Origin of the sequence: Paucilactobacillus suebicus DSM 5007 = KCTC 3549 (genome assembly GCF_001434475.1) — a bacterium.
In the GTDB taxonomy this organism is placed as follows: Bacteria; Bacillota; Bacilli; order Lactobacillales; family Lactobacillaceae; genus Paucilactobacillus; species Paucilactobacillus suebicus.
Genome location: NZ_AZGF01000042.1, coordinates 1 through 17,661, shown reverse-complemented (window position 1 = coordinate 17,661; position 17,661 = coordinate 1). Strand labels below are relative to the sequence as shown.

The 17,661-nt window shown below is 38.3% G+C and carries 14 protein-coding genes and 1 pseudogene; 6 read left to right on the top strand and 9 right to left on the bottom strand.

Annotated features, from left to right (window positions below; translation table 11 throughout):
- Positions 1-73 precede the first annotated feature (73 nt).
- The 5 genes from FD16_RS11410 to FD16_RS11390 form a co-directional block, all read right to left on the bottom strand.
- A complete protein-coding gene (locus tag FD16_RS11410; RefSeq protein ID WP_010622157.1) occupies positions 74-1,423 on the bottom strand; it encodes a dihydrolipoyl dehydrogenase family protein in 1,350 nt (449 codons plus the stop codon).
- A gap of 127 nt (positions 1,424-1,550) precedes the next feature.
- Positions 1,551-2,261: a DnaD domain-containing protein gene (locus FD16_RS11405; protein WP_010622156.1), complete on the bottom strand. Its 711-nt coding sequence runs from the start codon at positions 2,259-2,261 to the stop codon at positions 1,551-1,553.
- Between the two features lie 24 nt (positions 2,262-2,285).
- Positions 2,286-3,581, bottom strand: coding sequence for an asparagine--tRNA ligase (gene asnS / locus FD16_RS11400; RefSeq protein ID WP_010622155.1), 1,296 nt, complete (start codon positions 3,579-3,581; stop codon positions 2,286-2,288).
- A 19-nt stretch (positions 3,582-3,600) separates the two neighbouring features.
- Positions 3,601-4,101, bottom strand: coding sequence for a cell wall elongation regulator TseB-like domain-containing protein (locus FD16_RS11395; RefSeq protein ID WP_010622154.1), 501 nt, complete (start codon positions 4,099-4,101; stop codon positions 3,601-3,603).
- Between the two features lie 65 nt (positions 4,102-4,166).
- Positions 4,167-6,977, bottom strand: coding sequence for a helicase C-terminal domain-containing protein (locus FD16_RS11390; RefSeq protein WP_010622153.1), 2,811 nt, complete (start codon positions 6,975-6,977; stop codon positions 4,167-4,169).
- A gap of 219 nt (positions 6,978-7,196) precedes the next feature.
- Between FD16_RS11390 and mvk the strand changes: the two genes are divergently transcribed.
- The 4 genes from mvk to fni are packed head-to-tail and all read left to right on the top strand — an operon-like array spanning position 7,197 to position 11,274.
- Positions 7,197-8,144, top strand: a complete 948-nt coding sequence (gene mvk, locus FD16_RS11385) for a mevalonate kinase (RefSeq protein ID WP_010622152.1) — start codon at positions 7,197-7,199, stop codon at positions 8,142-8,144.
- The gene (gene mvaD, locus FD16_RS11380) at positions 8,145-9,119 is read left to right on the top strand and encodes a diphosphomevalonate decarboxylase (RefSeq protein WP_010622151.1); all 975 of its coding nucleotides are present in this window, start codon (positions 8,145-8,147) and stop codon (positions 9,117-9,119) included. It begins immediately after the preceding gene.
- Between the two features lie 17 nt (positions 9,120-9,136).
- A complete protein-coding gene (locus FD16_RS11375; RefSeq protein ID WP_029508369.1) occupies positions 9,137-10,225 on the top strand; it encodes a phosphomevalonate kinase in 1,089 nt (362 codons plus the stop codon).
- An 11-nt stretch (positions 10,226-10,236) separates the two neighbouring features.
- Entirely contained in the window at positions 10,237-11,274 is a 1,038-nt protein-coding gene (gene fni / locus FD16_RS11370) for a type 2 isopentenyl-diphosphate Delta-isomerase (protein WP_010622149.1), read from the top strand.
- Between the two features lie 42 nt (positions 11,275-11,316).
- Here fni and FD16_RS11365 read toward each other — a convergent pair whose 3' ends face one another.
- A complete protein-coding gene (locus FD16_RS11365) occupies positions 11,317-12,669 on the bottom strand; it encodes an RsmF rRNA methyltransferase first C-terminal domain-containing protein (RefSeq protein WP_010622148.1) in 1,353 nt (450 codons plus the stop codon).
- 158 nt (positions 12,670-12,827) lie between these two features.
- On the opposite strand from FD16_RS11365, the pseudogene FD16_RS11360 reads away from it, so the two are divergent.
- A pseudogene (locus FD16_RS11360) lies at positions 12,828-13,660 on the top strand (Cof-type HAD-IIB family hydrolase).
- Positions 13,661-13,737: 77 nt separating this feature from the next.
- Here FD16_RS11360 and glpK read toward each other — a convergent pair.
- The 3 genes from glpK to FD16_RS11345 form a co-directional block, all read right to left on the bottom strand.
- Positions 13,738-15,237 carry a glycerol kinase GlpK gene (gene glpK, locus FD16_RS11355; protein WP_010622147.1) on the bottom strand — a complete coding sequence of 500 codons (1,500 nt, stop codon included), beginning with the start codon at positions 15,235-15,237 and terminating at the stop codon, positions 13,738-13,740.
- A gap of 29 nt (positions 15,238-15,266) precedes the next feature.
- Positions 15,267-16,577 (bottom strand): diaminopimelate decarboxylase, encoded by a 1,311-nt coding sequence (lysA, locus tag FD16_RS11350; protein WP_010622146.1) that lies wholly within the window; start codon positions 16,575-16,577, stop codon positions 15,267-15,269.
- 92 nt (positions 16,578-16,669) lie between these two features.
- Positions 16,670-16,855 (bottom strand): 2-hydroxymuconate tautomerase, encoded by a 186-nt coding sequence (locus FD16_RS11345; RefSeq protein ID WP_010622145.1) that lies wholly within the window; start codon positions 16,853-16,855, stop codon positions 16,670-16,672.
- A gap of 140 nt (positions 16,856-16,995) precedes the next feature.
- Between FD16_RS11345 and FD16_RS11340 the strand changes: the two genes are divergently transcribed.
- On the top strand, positions 16,996-17,661 hold a 666-nt coding region (locus tag FD16_RS11340; protein ID WP_156403256.1), incomplete at its 3' end, for a C69 family dipeptidase.

The following is a 17,661-nucleotide window of genomic DNA, read 5'->3' as shown; positions in this document are numbered from 1 at the left end:
AATCTATCAGTACCAAATATTGTAGAACCCAAAAGGCTGAGCATATTGCTCAGCCTTTTTATTTGTAGAAAAATTACATCAAATAAGATAAATCGCTTGCGGCACTCGGGTAAACCGGAATCTGATCAGGTAGATTCTTAGCACCCTTGCGATCGTTGATCATTTCAGTAAAGTAATTAATTAACTCTTCTGCATTTGAAGATAATACAACAGCTCCAACTAGGGTACCTTGTTCACCGTCCGTGATAGTTGCTATTTGTGCACTATCGTCTAAAACTCGATGGTATGAATACCAAGAGCCAACAGATTGATTCTTTATCTGATACTTTTGTGGATCATCTTTGGCCTCATTCAAAGTTACACCAACTTGGGAAAGTTCAGGTCCTGCAAACACTGTGTGTGGAATTGCAGGAAAAATAATTGGATCAGTCTTACGTTCTAAAATGAAGTCAGCAACATAACGTCCCTCGTAACTAGCAACCGGGGTTAGTTTGGGGATGCTTTTGCTGACAGCATCTCCAATAGCAAAAATATTGTTGGCAGTTGATTGCTGATACTGATTGACGATAACTCCACCATGATTCGATTGAACACCAGCTTTATCCAAATGAAGAGATTCAATGTTAGCACCTCGACCAACAGCAGCAAACACGTGATTAAACGTATATGTTTGTTGATCATTAGTACTTAAGGTTATTGATCCATCAGGTGTACCCTGTAACTGGCTGACGGAAGAATTCCAGTGAAAAGTAACTCCCTTTTTCTCTAATAATTCAGCGAGTTTACCAGTAAACTCCGCAGGAAATCCGCTTAATATTCTGTCGTTATGCTGGAATATATCCACCTTAATTCCTGATTCAATAGCAATATTGGCAATTTCGATTGCCACATATCCGGCACCAACAATTCCGATACTGTCAGGCTTAGATGGCATTGCTAGAAATTCAGTACTAGTATCAAAAAGTTCGGCACCAGGGATCTCCGGAATAGATGGTTTAGCGCCAGTCGCAATGATAAACTGTTTACTTTGGTACTTATTATTGTCAACCAGCACCGTATGTTGATCGATAAATTGAGCAGTCCCATAAACATGGTCGATGTTTGAACTAGCTAATCCAGATTCGGTTCCGCCAGGTATTTTATCAGTATAACTTTGTTTGAATTTTATCATTGATGGCCAGTCAACTGATACTTCTGATGTTCCCCGTAATCCGTTCTCATCATATTGATTTGCTTGACGTTTAGATTCAACGACACTATATAACATTTTTTTAGGGTCACAACCGAAATTAGGACATGTACCACCCCACAGGTTATTTTCAATTACTAATACTTTTTTACTTGATGATAGAGTATATGCTGCGGCTAGTCCCCCAGGTCCGGCACCAATTACTACGACATCGTAATCAAAATTATTTGCCAATTTTTAAAACCCCTTTCATTTGTTGCTAAACACAGCATACACTAGCCAATATCAGATGACACGTTGAAAGCTCAAAAAAAGCCCGAGAAGCTAGTTTGTGTTTACAAACACGCTTCTTCGGCTTTTTTTAATTATCAGTAATTTTAAACAGTGGAATATTTGGTCCCTTTTTGATTTTGTTGTGACCACTGGATTTAGAAATTGGTGCTTGTTGGTCAAGATGGTCTTGCCGTAATTTATCCACTTGCTGTGGTGTTGTGATATGCTGTTTTTCCCAGCTTCTCAGGATTCGATCCATGTATTTCAAATTCCACGCCTGATTGAGAACGGCCTCTTGAAGAGACATTTCGATTATCTGTGCGGAATAATGATCTTCATCCATCCATTTTGCAATTGTTTCAAACTCAATCGGTGAAAGAGGACGACCAAATTCAACTTCTATTTTATTGAATACCTGTTCTCGATCAGATTTTTTACTTTCTTCACTTGAGTCCGTATTTTCTTGATCTATCAGGTTAACCATCTTTTTAGCTAAAATCGCAAAATCGTAGTAGTCAGTTTGTTTTCCATTACTATCAATTTTTGTTTCATGTGTCATCAAATTTCCTTGAATCATTTTATGCATTAATTCATATACTTGATTAGTGTCTGTACCAAGATTATTGGCAATTTTACTAATATCAGGAGCCGGAATACCTTGGTCAATGTAGGATTTAAGTTGAAAATAGACCATTAGCTCACTGCTGGACATACCAATTTTATGGTAGTTTCTGAGGACTAGATTGCTAATTACGGTTTGACCGGCTGACAAATAAGAGTTAATAAATTGATCATTCATTAGTTAAGCCCCCAATACTCAGAATTATGGATAAATGCGGTTCAAAAGTCTAGGGAACGGAATAGTTTCACGAACATGGTCTTCACCTGTAACCCATGTTAAGAAACGTTCCAGGCCCAGCCCAAATCCAGAATGTGGTACTGAGCCATATTTGCGTAGATCTAAATACCATTCATAATCTGCTGGGTTCAATCCAGCAGATTTGATTTGTTGTAACAAATAATCATAATCTACGGCACGTTCTGATCCACCAATTATTTCACCATAACCCTCAGGTGCCAATAAATCGGCACAAATTACCACGTCGTCTCGAGTTGGATGTGGCTTCATGTAGAATGGCTTGATCGCTTTTGGATAGTTCAAAATGAATACTGGTTGTTCAAACTGATCTGCCAAGTACGTCTCTTCTGGTGATCCAAAGTCGTCACCCCACTTAGCCGGGATACCCCCCTTATTGAGCATCTCGATTGCTTCGTCATAGCTGATTCGAGGGTAAGGAGTTTTTGTGTATTTTTTTAGTAATTCAACGTCACGGTTAAGTATTTCTAAAGAGCTAGCACAATGATCAATCACGTTTTGAACAAGAAATGCGACATAATTTTCTTGAACTTCCAGACTTTCTTCTTGATGCATGAATGCCATTTCTGGTTCAATCATCCAGAACTCAATCAAGTGACGACGAGTTTTAGATTTTTCGGCTCTGAATGTTGGCCCAAATGAAAAGACTTTGTTGAATGCTAACGCACCAGCTTCTTCGTACAATTGACCACTCTGCGATAAGTAAGCATCATGGTCGAAGTATTCAGTATGGAATAAGTCCGTGGTTCCTTCCGGTGCATTACCTGTTAAGATTGGCGCATCTATTTTTGTGAATCCTTCTTTGTTAAAGAATTCGTACGTCGCCCGAATTACTTCATTTCTAATTGTTAAAATTGCATGTGGTCTGCTCGAACGCAACCACAGATGGCGATGATCTAACAAAAAGTCTATGCCATGATCTTTAGGCGTAATTGGATATTCTTCACTGGTCCCTATTAATTCAATACTTTGAACTTGAATTTCATAACCAAACTTTGAACGAGTATCTTCATGAATTTCACCGGTGATCCAAAAACTCGATTCTTGACGTAAATGTTTTGCTTCATCAAAAACATCTTCACCAACAATATTTTTTAAAACAACTCCTTGGAAAAATGCTGTACCATCGCGTAATTGCAAGAATGCAATTTTTCCACTGGAACGCTTGTCCGTCAGCCAGACACCGATTTTTACTGTTTCATTAACATGCTTTGGTGCATCAATAATGTTAATGGTTTCCAACAATAACTCCTCCATTCAATTATAAGTTGTCAATTCTTTGAACTACTTTACCATTCTTGAAGCTCAGTAATTCATAGCATAGATTGCCCTGCTTATTCAGATAAGTAATTTCCCAGATAGCTTGATTATTGAATATACCTGGTGCTATCTTGAGAACCTTTTTTGGTTTTCTGTTGTTCCAGATTTTAGTCAATGCTTGGTTCTTCGTGATACCATCCTTTTGTTTAAGAACCCTAATTTTTCCGCCAGTTTTAGCAATAATTACTAATATTGATTGATTATTTTTATTAGTTCCAGTGACGGTATAGTATGTCTTATCACGATTGTAGATATAGAAATTCTTTTCATGTTTTAGATTGGCATACTTTTTAGCCATTGACACTGCTTGTTGCTCAGATTGACGCCGCGGATGATTACCAATTGCGTAGATTGTCCAACCGCAAAGAAAAATCAGCACAATGATCACAATTGTTATTCTAATTGGATGATGCCGCCGTTTTTCGTTTCTTCGGCTTTGCATAAATGTTTGTCCCCTTTTCAATTAATCGACTGCTATTATACCAGACATCTCCGCCACAACATATTTTAATCATGTTTTTTAAAGAAAGCTTTTGTTTCTGATAATATTTCACTCGTTGGTATGCTTGATACGGGTAATTCACTGGGCAATGTATTTAAAATAGACTGTCCATATTTCCGCTCATGAATTCGACGATCTAGAATAATTGCCACTCCATAATCATCTGGAGTTCTGATTAATCGGCCAATTCCTTGTCTTATTCTTAACGTCGTTTTTGGTAATGCAGAACTATAAAATGGATTTTTATGATTTTGTTTTAACCAGTTATTTTCAGCACGTTGTAATATTGCGTCTGGAAAATCAAATGGTAGTCGCGTAATAATCAATAATTGCAACTGATCCTTTGGCAAATCAATTCCCTCCCAAAAGCTTGATGCCCCAAGAAGAATGGATTGACTGCCGGTGACAAATTGTTTCATTATTTTTTCCTTATTACCGGTGACGCCTTGAGCCAGAATATCACGTTGCAAAAACAGGTCAGTGCTGTGTAGCTGACTATATACCTGTTCGATTGTTAGTAATGAATTAAATAATATCATTGTTTGACGGGGATTATCTTTTGCAATTTGATAAATTGTCTGACTTAAATAACTGATATAGTCACGATAATTTTCAGATGAGATAATTGGTGCATCATTAGCAATCATTAATGATGCTTGGTTGGCAAAATCAAATGGTGAATGATATTTTTTAACCCGTGTTTTCTCTGCCTTAATGTCTAATTGATCATATAAGTACCTTGATCTGCCGGAAGAAAATAGTGTCGCACCTACAAAAGTTGCCTTTTTAAAGTATGGATATATTTGTTCCGCAAGAAATCCACTAGTAGTGAGCAGGCCACCACTTAATTGAAGGTTACTTTTTTCTGATGATTGGTGGACTGTTAGCCAGAAGACTGATTCATTAAGTTGCTTTTGAAGAACTTCGCTAAAGTGATGCAATGTATCATAGGCTTGTGTGATGATTAGTAGCTGGCTCTGGAATTGAGTCACTAAATATCGATCACTGGTCAACCAATGGATTTGATTTTTTTCAAACATCCGGAACAAAGTATTAAAATGCAGATGTAGACTACCTAGTGACTGTTCTAAATCGCTTAAGATTCGATTCGCAGGCTGTAGCATGTTGGCCAATTTATGATTATCAATAGTTTCTTCAATAATTTGCTGTTCCCGGCTGGTATTGACGTTGAGCATAAATTGACGGTAAAGGGCCTGCTCAAATTGTTTAAAAGCCTCGTCAAGATTAAGTAAGTCGTTTCTGAGCAAATCAATATTGTACGTGCCGAGTGGCAAATCATTGAAGACATTTCTTAAGTTACGGTCATGATTAGCATTCACCAAGCTCTGCATGATGTGAATGGCGGCATTAATCAATGGAAAGTCAATTTTCTGTCTTGAGCGTTTCAAAATACTGTCGCTGAGGTGCTGAGCTTCATCAATAATAAGATATGGTTTGTCTATATTCGATCCTAGTTCTTGTGCATGGGATGCTAAATATGCATGGTTAACGACAATAATGCTAGCATGCTTGAGAGCTTTTTGTTGCCTAACTAAGAAATCGTCGTCATAGTAGCGGCTCTGTTGGTTAAGACTTAAAATCCCTTCATGTCTAATTTCGCTAAAATATGGCAAACGGTAACTGTTCAAATTAAGTTCGTCTAAATCGCCGCTTTTGGTTTCAGTTAACCAGACCAGCAACTTAGCCTTCACCAGTTGAATTGGTTTCGAGTCTTCAATAACGCTTAGTGAGTGCATGAATTTGGCAATGTCAATGTAATGTCTGCTGCCTTTTAGCACGACGCTGTTAATTTTAAACGGTAATATATTATTTAACTGCCCAATTCCCGTAGCACTGAGTTGTTTTTGCAAAATATTGGTTGCAGTACTGACAATAATCCGTTGATTCGGATAAGCTAAATAGATTGCTGGTAGCAAGTATCCTAAAGTTTTACCTGTGCCGGTTCCTGCTTCAACGATCATGTTTTTGACATCATCATGAGTATAATTATTATGGATTGCATTCATCATCTTTGCTTGTGATGGACGGTATGACAAAAATTGACCGTATGACTTTATTTTAGCCGCTTTTGACCTTGGAAACTTAGCAGAGGATCTGTTTTCAACGATTTCAAAATTTACAGGTTTTTGTAAAACGAGACCGCCTACAACGTTTAAATTATTTGGTAATTTATTTGTAGATGATCTTTCTTCCAATTCCTTTTTAAACACATTGTCTGTGTCATAAGGCAAGGATAGTCGTAGCTTAATGATGCTTTGCAAAGTAGTGGTTGGTAACTGATGTAGTTTATCAAATAACTGCACCAATAATTCTCCAGTAGCTTGCGCATCAGAATCAGCTGTATGTGGTGAATCATGATCAATTGAAAGATAGTTTGTCAAATCGCGTAATCTGAAGCTTGGTTCATTTGGTAAGAGAATTTGGCTCAGCGTGACTGTGTCTATTGCCTTGATATCAAGTGAAGGATAGCCAGCTCTTTCCATTTCAGCATTTAAAAATGGAAAGTCGAATCCAACGTTATGCGCAACAAAAACAGTATCTGATAGTAAACTAAATAATGTAGGAGCAATGTCGTCAAAGAGAGGCGCATTTTTAACATCGTGGTTAGTAATACCAGTTAATTGCTCAATTGTTTGAGGAATACTTGTTTGTGGATTAATAATAGATTCAAATTTATTAATCATTTTGCCATCTGAAAAGAGAACACACCCAACCTGAATGATGCGATCACCGTTTTTATAACTTGTACCAGTTGTTTCTAAATCAACAACCGAGTATATTTTTGAACTTTTCATTTACTTCACCATTTTATTATTTATTAAACATTTTATATGATACTATTTGTCGTGGTGTTTTTCCATTTTTGAATTAACCCGAAAAATTAAATTTAAATTAGTAATCAGGTCTGAATATTAAACTCCGCATAAGTTTTTCCTTAATAAGTAACGTTTGCGCGGTGTTTAAGGTATAATTAAGCCTGGTTTTTATTTTGAAGTTAGAAAGTTGGATTTCAAATGGTTCGTAAAGGCAGTGGTACCAGCCACGCAAAAATAATATTGATTGGTGAGCATAGTGTAGTTTATGGCCAGCCAGCGATTGCTTTGCCGCTTTCAAGAGTTACTTGCACGGCAACGATGACTGAGACACTGACCCCTGTCCGCACAATTGATAGTCGCTATTTTGACGGATTAATTACAGAACTACCTGAGCAAATGGCTGGTGTGAGAAAACTATTAGATAGACTGATTAGATATTTTAATGGTGAAAAAGATTATTGGCACCTCAGTATTACCAGTATGTTGCCGGCAGAACGAGGCATGGGTTCGTCTGCTGCAACTGCTGTGGCGATCATTAAATCTTTTTTTGACTACTATGATACCTCACTAGACCAGGACCTCTTACTTAAGTTAGCTGACGTTGAGGAACAGGTAACACATCGTAGTCCAAGTGGACTCGATGCAGCAACCGTTAGTTCAATTCAGCCAATTTGGTACGTTAAAGGTAAGCAAAATGAGTCATTAAGCATGAATATTGATGGAACACTGTTAATTGTCGATACTGGTGTTCACGGTCAAACTAAAGAAGCAATAGCTGCTGTAAAGCAAGAGTTAGAGAATAACTCCACTAAAGCAACTAAACGAATTTCGCATCTCGGCCAACTAACAACTGAAACAAGACAACATTTAATAAAAAATGAGGTTGCACTTTTAGGAAAATGTTTAACGCTTGCCCAACATGATTTATCGGCTTTATCTGTAAGTCACCCCTCGATTGACTCGTTGATTGATGTTGCCATGAACGAAGGTGCTTTGGGAGCCAAACTTACCGGTGGTGGCAGAGGTGGTTGTTTTCTGGTGTTACTGCCAAATGAATCTGCGGCAAAATTATTAGCTGTTAAAATGGTTGAGGCCGGAGCAAGTGCTACTTGGATACAACCTTTATCGGGAGGATTTGAGGATTAGATGATTGGTAAAGTTAAGGCCCATACAAATATTGCGTTGGTTAAATACTGGGGTAAGAAGGATTCAGGCCTAATTATTCCATACACAGATAGCTTGTCACTTACACTAGATGAGTTTTATACGACAACTGCAGTTGAATTTAGTGATGATCTTGAACATGATGAATTTAAAATTGACGGCAACCCGGTTAATGAAAAAAATTTTGTTAAACTAACAAATTTCATGTCTCATATTCGTGATTTAAGTGGCGTAACACAGTATGCAAGCGTCAGTTCAAAAAATCATGTACCTATTTCCGCGGGATTGGCCTCTTCTGCTTCAGCATTTGCTGCGTTGGCGGCTGCTGGCGCTAAAGCAGCGGGATTAGATCTAACGCGGCAAGAATTATCACGTGTTGCTAGACGTGGATCAGGATCAGCCACTCGGTCAATATTTGGTGGACTCGTTGAGTGGCACCGCGGTTACGATGATGTCAGCTCGTTTGCAGAACCGATTCAAGAAAAACTCGATTTTGGTCTTGAAATGATTGCGATTCTTTTGGATACCAATATTAAAAAGGTTTCGAGTCGTTCAGGAATGCAAAGCGTTGTTGCAACTTCACCCTACTATGCTTCGTGGATTGATGTAGTTCAGAACGACATGGGATTAATGAAGGAAGCCATTAAAAACAAGGATATTAATCGAATTGGTAAAATTGCTGAATTGAATGCAATGAGAATGCATGCGCTTAATATGTCGGCAGAACCCAGCTTTACGTATTTTAATTCTGAGACGTTAAAGACGATTGAACTAATACATGACTTGCGTAACCAGGGTATAAACTGCTATTATACCTTGGATGCAGGTCCTAACGTAAAAGTGATTTACGATCGAAAAAATCGTGATCGTATTTTAAAAGCTTTACAAATTGAATTTAAACGCGATCAATTAGTTGTCGCCCACCCTGGACCGGGAATTGAATATATTGATTGTTAATGAAAGGACATGTTTTGTTGATTACCGCTAAAGCACCTGGAAAATTATATATTGCTGGAGAATATGCCGTCGTAGAAAATGGATTTCCTGCAATTATCGTAGCATTGAACCAGTTTGTTACTTGCACCGTTGAGGAAAGTGAAGATTACGGTAGTATTGTTTCTCGTCAATACACTGAAAACTCCCTTCATTGGCGTCGTATGGGGGATGAAATGGTTTTTGATAACCGTGATAATCCCTTTCACTATATTTTGTCTGCAATTAAAATTACTGAAGAATATGCACGTTCAATGGATCGTCAATTACGTGTCTATCATTTAAGAATTGACAGTGAATTGGATAGTGAAGATGGCAAAAAGTATGGCCTGGGATCATCGGCCGCAGTGACAGTTGCAACTGTTAAAGCCCTTTGTGAATTTTATCAGCTCAATGTCACTCAAGCTCAGATTTTTAAATTGGCTGCTATTGCACACTTTGATGTGCAGGGAAACGGTTCGCTTGGAGATATTGCGGCTTCGGTATATGGTGGTTGGATTGCTTATCATTCTTTTGACCGCCAATGGTTAGCGGAACGCCGTCATTTCTTGCCGCTTCCCGAGTTAATTGATTTACAGTGGCCCAACCTAGAAATTGAACAGCTAATCGCCCCTGACAATTTAAAATTAGTGATTGGCTGGACTGGCTCGCCGGCGTCAACATCAAAACTGGTTGATAAAGTATCGTTGGTAAAAGTACATGATCAAATTGAGTATCAGACATTTTTAACGGAAAGCAGAGATTGCATTCAAAGAATGATTGTCGGCTTTCATGAAGGTAATATCGCAAAGATTCAAGCAGAAGTTCGTTACAATCGTGGATTGTTACAAAAACTGAGTGATTTTTCTGGAGTTCAAATTGAAACCCCTACCCTTGTTAAAATGTGCTCGATTGCTGAAAGCTTTGGTGGCGCAGCAAAAACATCAGGTGCTGGTGGTGGAGACTGCGGCATTGTTTTAATTGATGGTGGAACCAATTTGAATCGGATGTTGTCACAGTGGAATGATAACAAAATTGAACAATTGCAACTTACTGTCCATTTAATCAAGCAAAACGTTACACAACAGTAGAGGTATTTTATATGGAATCTCAACAAGCTCATCGAAAAAATGAACATCTATCAATTGCGGAAAAGTATTATCAAACCGCACATAGTGTTAATCCTTTTGAAGAATTGAGAATTATTCATCAAAGTTTACCTGAGATTAGCATTGATGATGTCACCCTTAGTAGTATGCTGACTGATTCTATTACATCTGAAACACCATTCTATATTGAAGCAATGACTGGTGGCAGTCAGCAATCTAAGAAAATTAATCGTCAGTTGGCCCAAATGGCTGCCCTACACCAATTACCAATGGCATGTGGTTCTCAAAGTATTGCACTCAAGGATCCAGATGCCATTGATAGTTTTTCGGTAATTCGTGAAGAAAATCCTAATGGAATTGTAATTGCGAATTTAAGTGCGGGAGCTAGTGTAAGTCAGGTTAAAGAAGCAGTGAATATGATCAATGCTAACGCTGTAGAGTTGCACGTAAATGCTGCTCAGGAGATCATTATGCCTGAAGGTGAAAGATCTTTTGACTGGGTTAACCAGATTAGTGAAATTGTTAGTCACGTTGATATTCCTGTGATTGTCAAAGAAGTTGGTTTTGGCATGAGTCATGAAACCATCCAACAGTTGGTTGATGTTGGTGTTAAAAATATAAATGTCAGTGGCCGTGGTGGAACAAATTTTGCGATGATTGAAAATCGTCGGAATCATGATCTGGATTTTTCATCATTAGCTAGCTGGGGTCAAACGGCCTTAGAATCATTGCTAGAAAGTCGTCATTTTCAAAGCCAAATTAACGTCATTGCGGGTGGCGGAATTACGTCACCACTGGATGTTATCAAGTGTGGTGTCCTTGGCGCGCAAAGTGTTGGTATTGCGGGCTACTTTTTAAATATATTAAACACAGATGGCATGGATGCATTATCTACAGAAATAAGTAACTTTAAGCTTGAAATTAAGAGAATATTACTTTTATGCGGATGTCATAATTTTAGTGAATTATCTAAATGTTCTTATGTTCTTTCATCTAATTTGAAAAACTATGTTGATCAGAGAAATATATAAATTAAAAAAGAGATCGAATTTTTCGATCTCTTTTTTGTGTGCTTAGAATCTTAAACCTTTAGGATAGAAATTTTTAACAGTGTTATTAACTAATTTTCCAAAGCAGATACTATATCCATTACAGGTTAATAAATACCAGCCCTTTTTATGTTCTGTATCTACCTTAATGACATCGCCGTGAACATATTGACGCCACTGATCTTGAGATATTTGGATTGTGTTCTTTACTTCAGATGAATTGATTGACAAAGCCAGTCCAATTGCAGGTTCAAATCTGTTCTTTTTGAAAGTGCCAACTTCAATACCTGGTTTTGTGATATTAAGTTTGTCAATTGATGGCATACCATCGGGCATATCATAAAGTCGATCACCAAATAAAACAACGTTTCTAATGCTGTAGTTAGGCATAGTGTCATTTAAAAATTCTGATAGCAGAGTTTGCTGTTCTTTCGTTAACCGTGATGGCTTAAATAATTTGTAATTTTTTTTGTCTAGATTCCTAGAATCTGCTTTCCATGATAAACGAGCGATGAAATGTCCCTCACCTTTGATGTGATGTGGGAATAAGCGAACTGCATCTGAAACATCATTAGACCCCTTGCTCCATTCATTGCGGCCATCATCCATTCCCGGGTATTTATTGATTGGTGTCATTTCAAACTGTGGATATTCGTCTAGCAACCAGTTGATGATTTGTTCATCTTCCTCTGGTGCAAATGTACATGTTGAATAAATTAATTTGCCCCCCGGTTTCAACATTTTTACTGCCGATGCAAGAATATGACGTTGACGATTTGCACATTCACTTGAGTAACTTTCATTCCAGTATTGCATTGCATCGGGGTCTTTACGAAACATTCCTTCACCAGAACATGGTGCATCAACTAGGATTTTATCAAAGAAGGCTGGGAAAAAAGATTCTAATTTATCTGGGCTCTCATTTGTAACAACGGTATTTGAGGACCCCCACCGCTCAATATTTTCGCTTAATATTTTGGCTCGGTTTTTAAAAATTTCATTACTAACAAGTAAACCCTGATTTGCCATTTTACCAGCAATATGTGTACTTTTCCCTCCTGGTGCAGCACACAAATCCAAGATATATTCTCCGGGTTTAGCATCAACAACTTCTCCAACAAACATCGCTGATGGTTCTTGACTGTAAACTTGACCACTAGTATGTTGAATTGATTTGCCGTTCACTTTGCCAAAGAAACCAGTAGAACAGTATGGTACAGGTTCATCATCTATATTGTTAAGTTGATTTTTTGTCATTTTATTGGGATTGACACGGTAAGCTGATAAACTGGGAAGGTCAAATGATTTAAAAAAATTGTTTGCTTCGTCCCCTAATAATTCCTGATATTTGTTAATAAAACCTTGTGGTAATTTCAAAAGCTTAATCTCCTATATATTGGGATTATGTACAATGCAATTAATTTGCTTGTATTATACATAATTAATTTAAATGGCTTAAATTGCTAGAGTTTTGTTAGAATTTATGATAACGTGTTTTATTGTAATAATTCGTTTAAAGGACGTGACTGAATAAAATGAATCAACACCTCATTGCAATCGATTTAGATGGTACCACGCTGAATAACCAATCGCAACTTTCGCCGGATACCATCATGACACTGCGTCAATTAGCAGCCAATGGTCACATTATCAGTATTGTGACTGTGGACGTCCCTACCGAATTTCAGGTCAATTTTATGACCAAATTGGGTTGAAGACTCCCATGGTAAATTTCAATGGTGCGTTAACGCATATTCCACACGCTGAATGGCAGTTTGAATATCAGCGAAGTGTTGATCGGGATATTGCACTTGACCTGCTAGATAATCGTCAAAAATTGGGCATCCACACCATGACGGCTGAAAACGAACTTCATTTGTGGGCTAACCAAGCTAGCCATGTGATGAAGGATTTCTTTCCAACAAGTTTGACAGAAAATGAAGTATTGAATCACCATAACTTAACTTCCGATCCAACAGCCTTAACGTTGCAATATCAGCCCGATCAAAAACAAACTTTAATTGACCGAATTGAAGCAAACTATGGTAATGACGTGGACATTCGTGTTTGGGGCGGACCACACAGTATTCTTGAGGTCGTTTCAAAGGGTGTTCATAAGGACCAGGGAATCGAGTATATCGCTAAAGAGTATCATATCGATCGCAGCAATATTATCGCTTTTGGTGATGAAGATAATGACACCGAAATGATAAAGTATGCTGGGCGAGGAGTTGCTATGAATAACGCAATTGATTCGATTAAAAGCGTTGCTGATGATGTCACTGAGTTTGATAATGATAGTGACGGATTAGCACGGTACCTACAAAAATATTTTAATATTGAAGTACCAACCCAAAATGCTGTTTAATAAACTTTCACGAACTTAAAACGCGAGAAATAGTTATTTTACTGAAAAGTAAGATAATTATTTCCCGCTTTTTTATGTTAGTGGCTGAAGGCTTGAGTAGCTTTGATTGCTTGCGTCCACCCTTTGTAAATTTTCTCGGATTTATCAACTGGCATTTTTGGCGTGAATTCGGACCCTGACTCACTAAGTTTGACCAGTTCATCTTGATCGTGCCAGAAATCAACTGCTAATCCTGCCAAAAACGCCGCTCCAAGTGCCGTAGTTTCTTCGATCTCTGCTCTTTGAATTGGTGTTTGTAGAATATCTGCTTGGAATTGCATTAAAAAGTTATTGCGAGATGCGCCACCGTTAACCGTTAGTGCTTTTAAAGGCAATTTTGTGTCGGCGACCATTGTGTCAACCACGTCCCTTGTTTGAAATGCAATGGCCTCAAGAGTTGCTCTAATGACCTGATTTTTAGTTGTTCCCCTTGTTAGTCCAAACATTGAACCACGAACTTCTTGGTCCCAATACGGGGCTCCTAGGCCTGTAAACGAAGGGACAACGTAGACACCACCTGTTGTTTTTGCGTCAACGGCTAATTTTTCAGATTCTGAAGCATGATCGATCATTTTTAGCCCATCACGTAACCATTGAACAGCTGACCCGGCAACGAATATACTACCCTCTAGAGCATAATTAATCTCTCCATTTAAGCCATAGGCAATCGTTGTTAGCAAACCATTGTCAGACAATGTGGGTTCCTTGCCAGTATTCATTACTATAAATGCACCAGTACCATAAGTGTTTTTAATCATACCTTTTTCAAATGCGGTTTGGCCAAATAAAGCGGCTTGTTGATCACCTGCAATGCCTGCAATTGGAATTTGAACACCATAAAAATGATATTCGCTAGTGTAACCATACATTTCTGATGACGAGCGAACTTCTGGTAACATTTCTTTCGGGATATCCAACAGGTCCAAGATGTCTTGATCCCAATTAAGTTGATGGATATTATAGAGCATTGTCCGACTAGCATTGGTGACATCAGTTGCGTGAACCTTTCCATTGGTTAGATTCCATAAAAGCCAACAGTCAATGGTCCCAAACAATAGATCCCCGTTTTTCGCTTTCTCACGAGATCCTGGAACGTGGTCTAAAATCCACTTAATTTTGGTTGCAGAAAAATATGAATCTATGACTAATCCTGTTTTGTCGTGAATCATTTTTTGGTAACCGTTGTTAATTAAATCGTCTGCAATTTCGCTAGTCTGTTTTGATTGCCAAACAACAGCATGGTAGATTGGTTTACCAGTATGGCGGTCCCAAATAACTGTGGTTTCACGTTGATTTGTAATCCCAATCGCTGCAATCTTATATGGTCGAATTTTTGATTGAATCATTACGTCAGAAATAACTTTCTGAACACCATCCCAAATTTCAGATGCATCGTGTTCTACCCAACCGGGTTCAGGAAAGTATTGCGTAAATTCATGCTGCGCCTTTGCGACTTCTTTGCCTTGATGGTCAAAAATAATTGCTCGAGAACTGGTTGTTCCCTGATCAATAGCCATCACGTATTGTTGATCACTCAAATGTGTCATCCTCTCAAAATTGATCGGTGTTAATTATTTAACGGCACGTCTAATCTAGTTAAATCCTCAAGTTGCTCTCTCTTAACAACTAATTGTGATTTGCCATTTTCACAAAATACTACAGCTGGACGTGGATTACGATTGTAATTGCTAGCCATGGAGTACCCGTAAGCACCAGTATCCAAAACGGCCAGAATATCACCAGAATGGGTATCCGGTAATTCCTGATTCCATGCCAACATATCTCCGGATTCGCAGTACTTGCCAGCAATTGAGACCGTTTGTGTTACTGGGGCGTTAATTTTGTTTGCGAGTACTGTTTCGTACTTGGCCTGGTACAATGCAGGACGGATGTTATCCCCCATACCACCATCAACAGCGACATACTTACGGACACCGGGAATCTCTTTGTGTGATCCAATTGTATATAGAGAAGTGCCTGCATTGCCAACAATTGATCGACCAGGCTCAATCCAAATTTCTGGTAGGTTAATTTGGTTTTTTGATGCAATTTTTTTCATTTCTTCAAGAATAGCCTGACTAAATTCTTCAGGATGCAGCGGAGTTTCGTCATCGGTATATCGAATGCCAAACCCGCCACCTAAGTTTACCACCGGTGCATCAAAATTATACTCATTACGCCACTTTAAAATTAGATCCATCATTTTTTGAGCGGCCATGATGAATCCTTCAGTAGCAAATATTTGTGAACCAATGTGGCAATGAGCACCAATTGGATCAAGATACTCGGCTGATAACACCTGTTTAATAGCACTATCTGCTTGGCCACTTTTGATATCAAAGCCAAACTTGGAGTCCTCTTGACCGGTCATTACGTATTCATGAGTGTGGGCTGAGATCCCAGGAGTGACCCTAAGCATAACGTTAATGTGTTGCTTACGAGCCGTTGTAAGTTGGTCCAGCAGGTGTAGTTCGTGAAAGTTATCGATGATAATGCACCCAATACGCTGATCAAGAGCAAGTGCTAGTTCATCGACCGACTTATTGTTCCCATGAAATGAGACCTTATTCATTGGAAAGCCGGCTTTCATTGCTGTGTATAGTTCGCCGGCTGAAACAACGTCACAGTTAATATTTTCCTGATTAATTAGTTGATACATTGCAACCGTTGCAAATGCTTTACTAGCATAACTAATCTGATAATTTACACCAGCCGAATCAAATATCTTCTTAAATCCTCTAATTTGCTGCCTAATATTCGCAGTATCGTAAGCAATTAATGGTGTCCCGTACGACTTAGCAAGATCAACGGTATCAACGCCGCCGATTAGTAAGTGTCCTTGATCATTAACTTGGCTTGCTCCTACCTGATTGCTCACACCGATTCCCCCAAATTTCAATAAAAAAAGAAGTAATGATCACCGAATATGAATTACGCATTCATACTGTCATCACTTCAAATAGATATCTCTTATTTATCACTATTGAGTGTTCCGCCAACACTATAACGATTTGGCTTCATTTCGTTTAATACAATATGGATTCTTTCTGCGGGAACATTGGCGTCCTTTGAGATAGCTTCTGTAACGTCTTTAACGAGGGCTTTTAGCTGTTCTTCCGAACGCCCTTCTAATAAGTCAATGTGTACTAGTGGCATATCAATTCCTCCATTTTTATCTATTGCAGTTCATTATACTTAAAAAGTAGTTGATTGCCAAATAGCAATTGAATAGTTTGCTAAAATTGTTGTTTGGCGTGTAAAATTGGTCCATAAATATTAAAAGGAATTGGTGTAATATGAAAAAATATTCTGCTTGCACGAGCATTCTGGTTGGTAAAAAGGCCAGCCTTGATGGTAGCGTAATGATTGGCCGCAATGAAGATGCAAAGGCAGCCTGGCCAAAGCATGTGAAAATTCATTTGCGTGATGACCTGGGTTCTCATTTCAAATCAAAAGATAATAAGTTTGAGATTGACTTACCATCTAGCAGTGCCAAATACACAGCGACTCCAGAATGGACCGATAAATTTGGCTTGTTTGAAGAAGATGGGATCAATGAGTTTGGTGTGGCGATGAGTGCAACTGAGAGTGCGTACTCAAATAATAATGTTTTAATTGCAGACCCTCTTGTCCCTGACGGGTTAAACGAAGAAGCAATGGTGACTGTTGTTTTGCCTTATATTAAGACTGCTCGCGAGGGCGTTACTCGACTAGGTGAAATTATTAAGCAGTTTGGTACTAATGAGAGTAATGGAATATTGTTTGCAGATAATGATGAGGCCTGGTATATGGAAACCGGTGGCGGACATTATTGGGTTGCTCAACGAATTCCTGACGACGGTTACGCTGTTGTGGCAAACCAATTAAGTATTCAAGACATTGATTTTAATGATGATGCGAATTTTATGTATCACGATGGAATTCAAAAATTTCCCCGATTTAAAATTGAAGTGCAACACTTG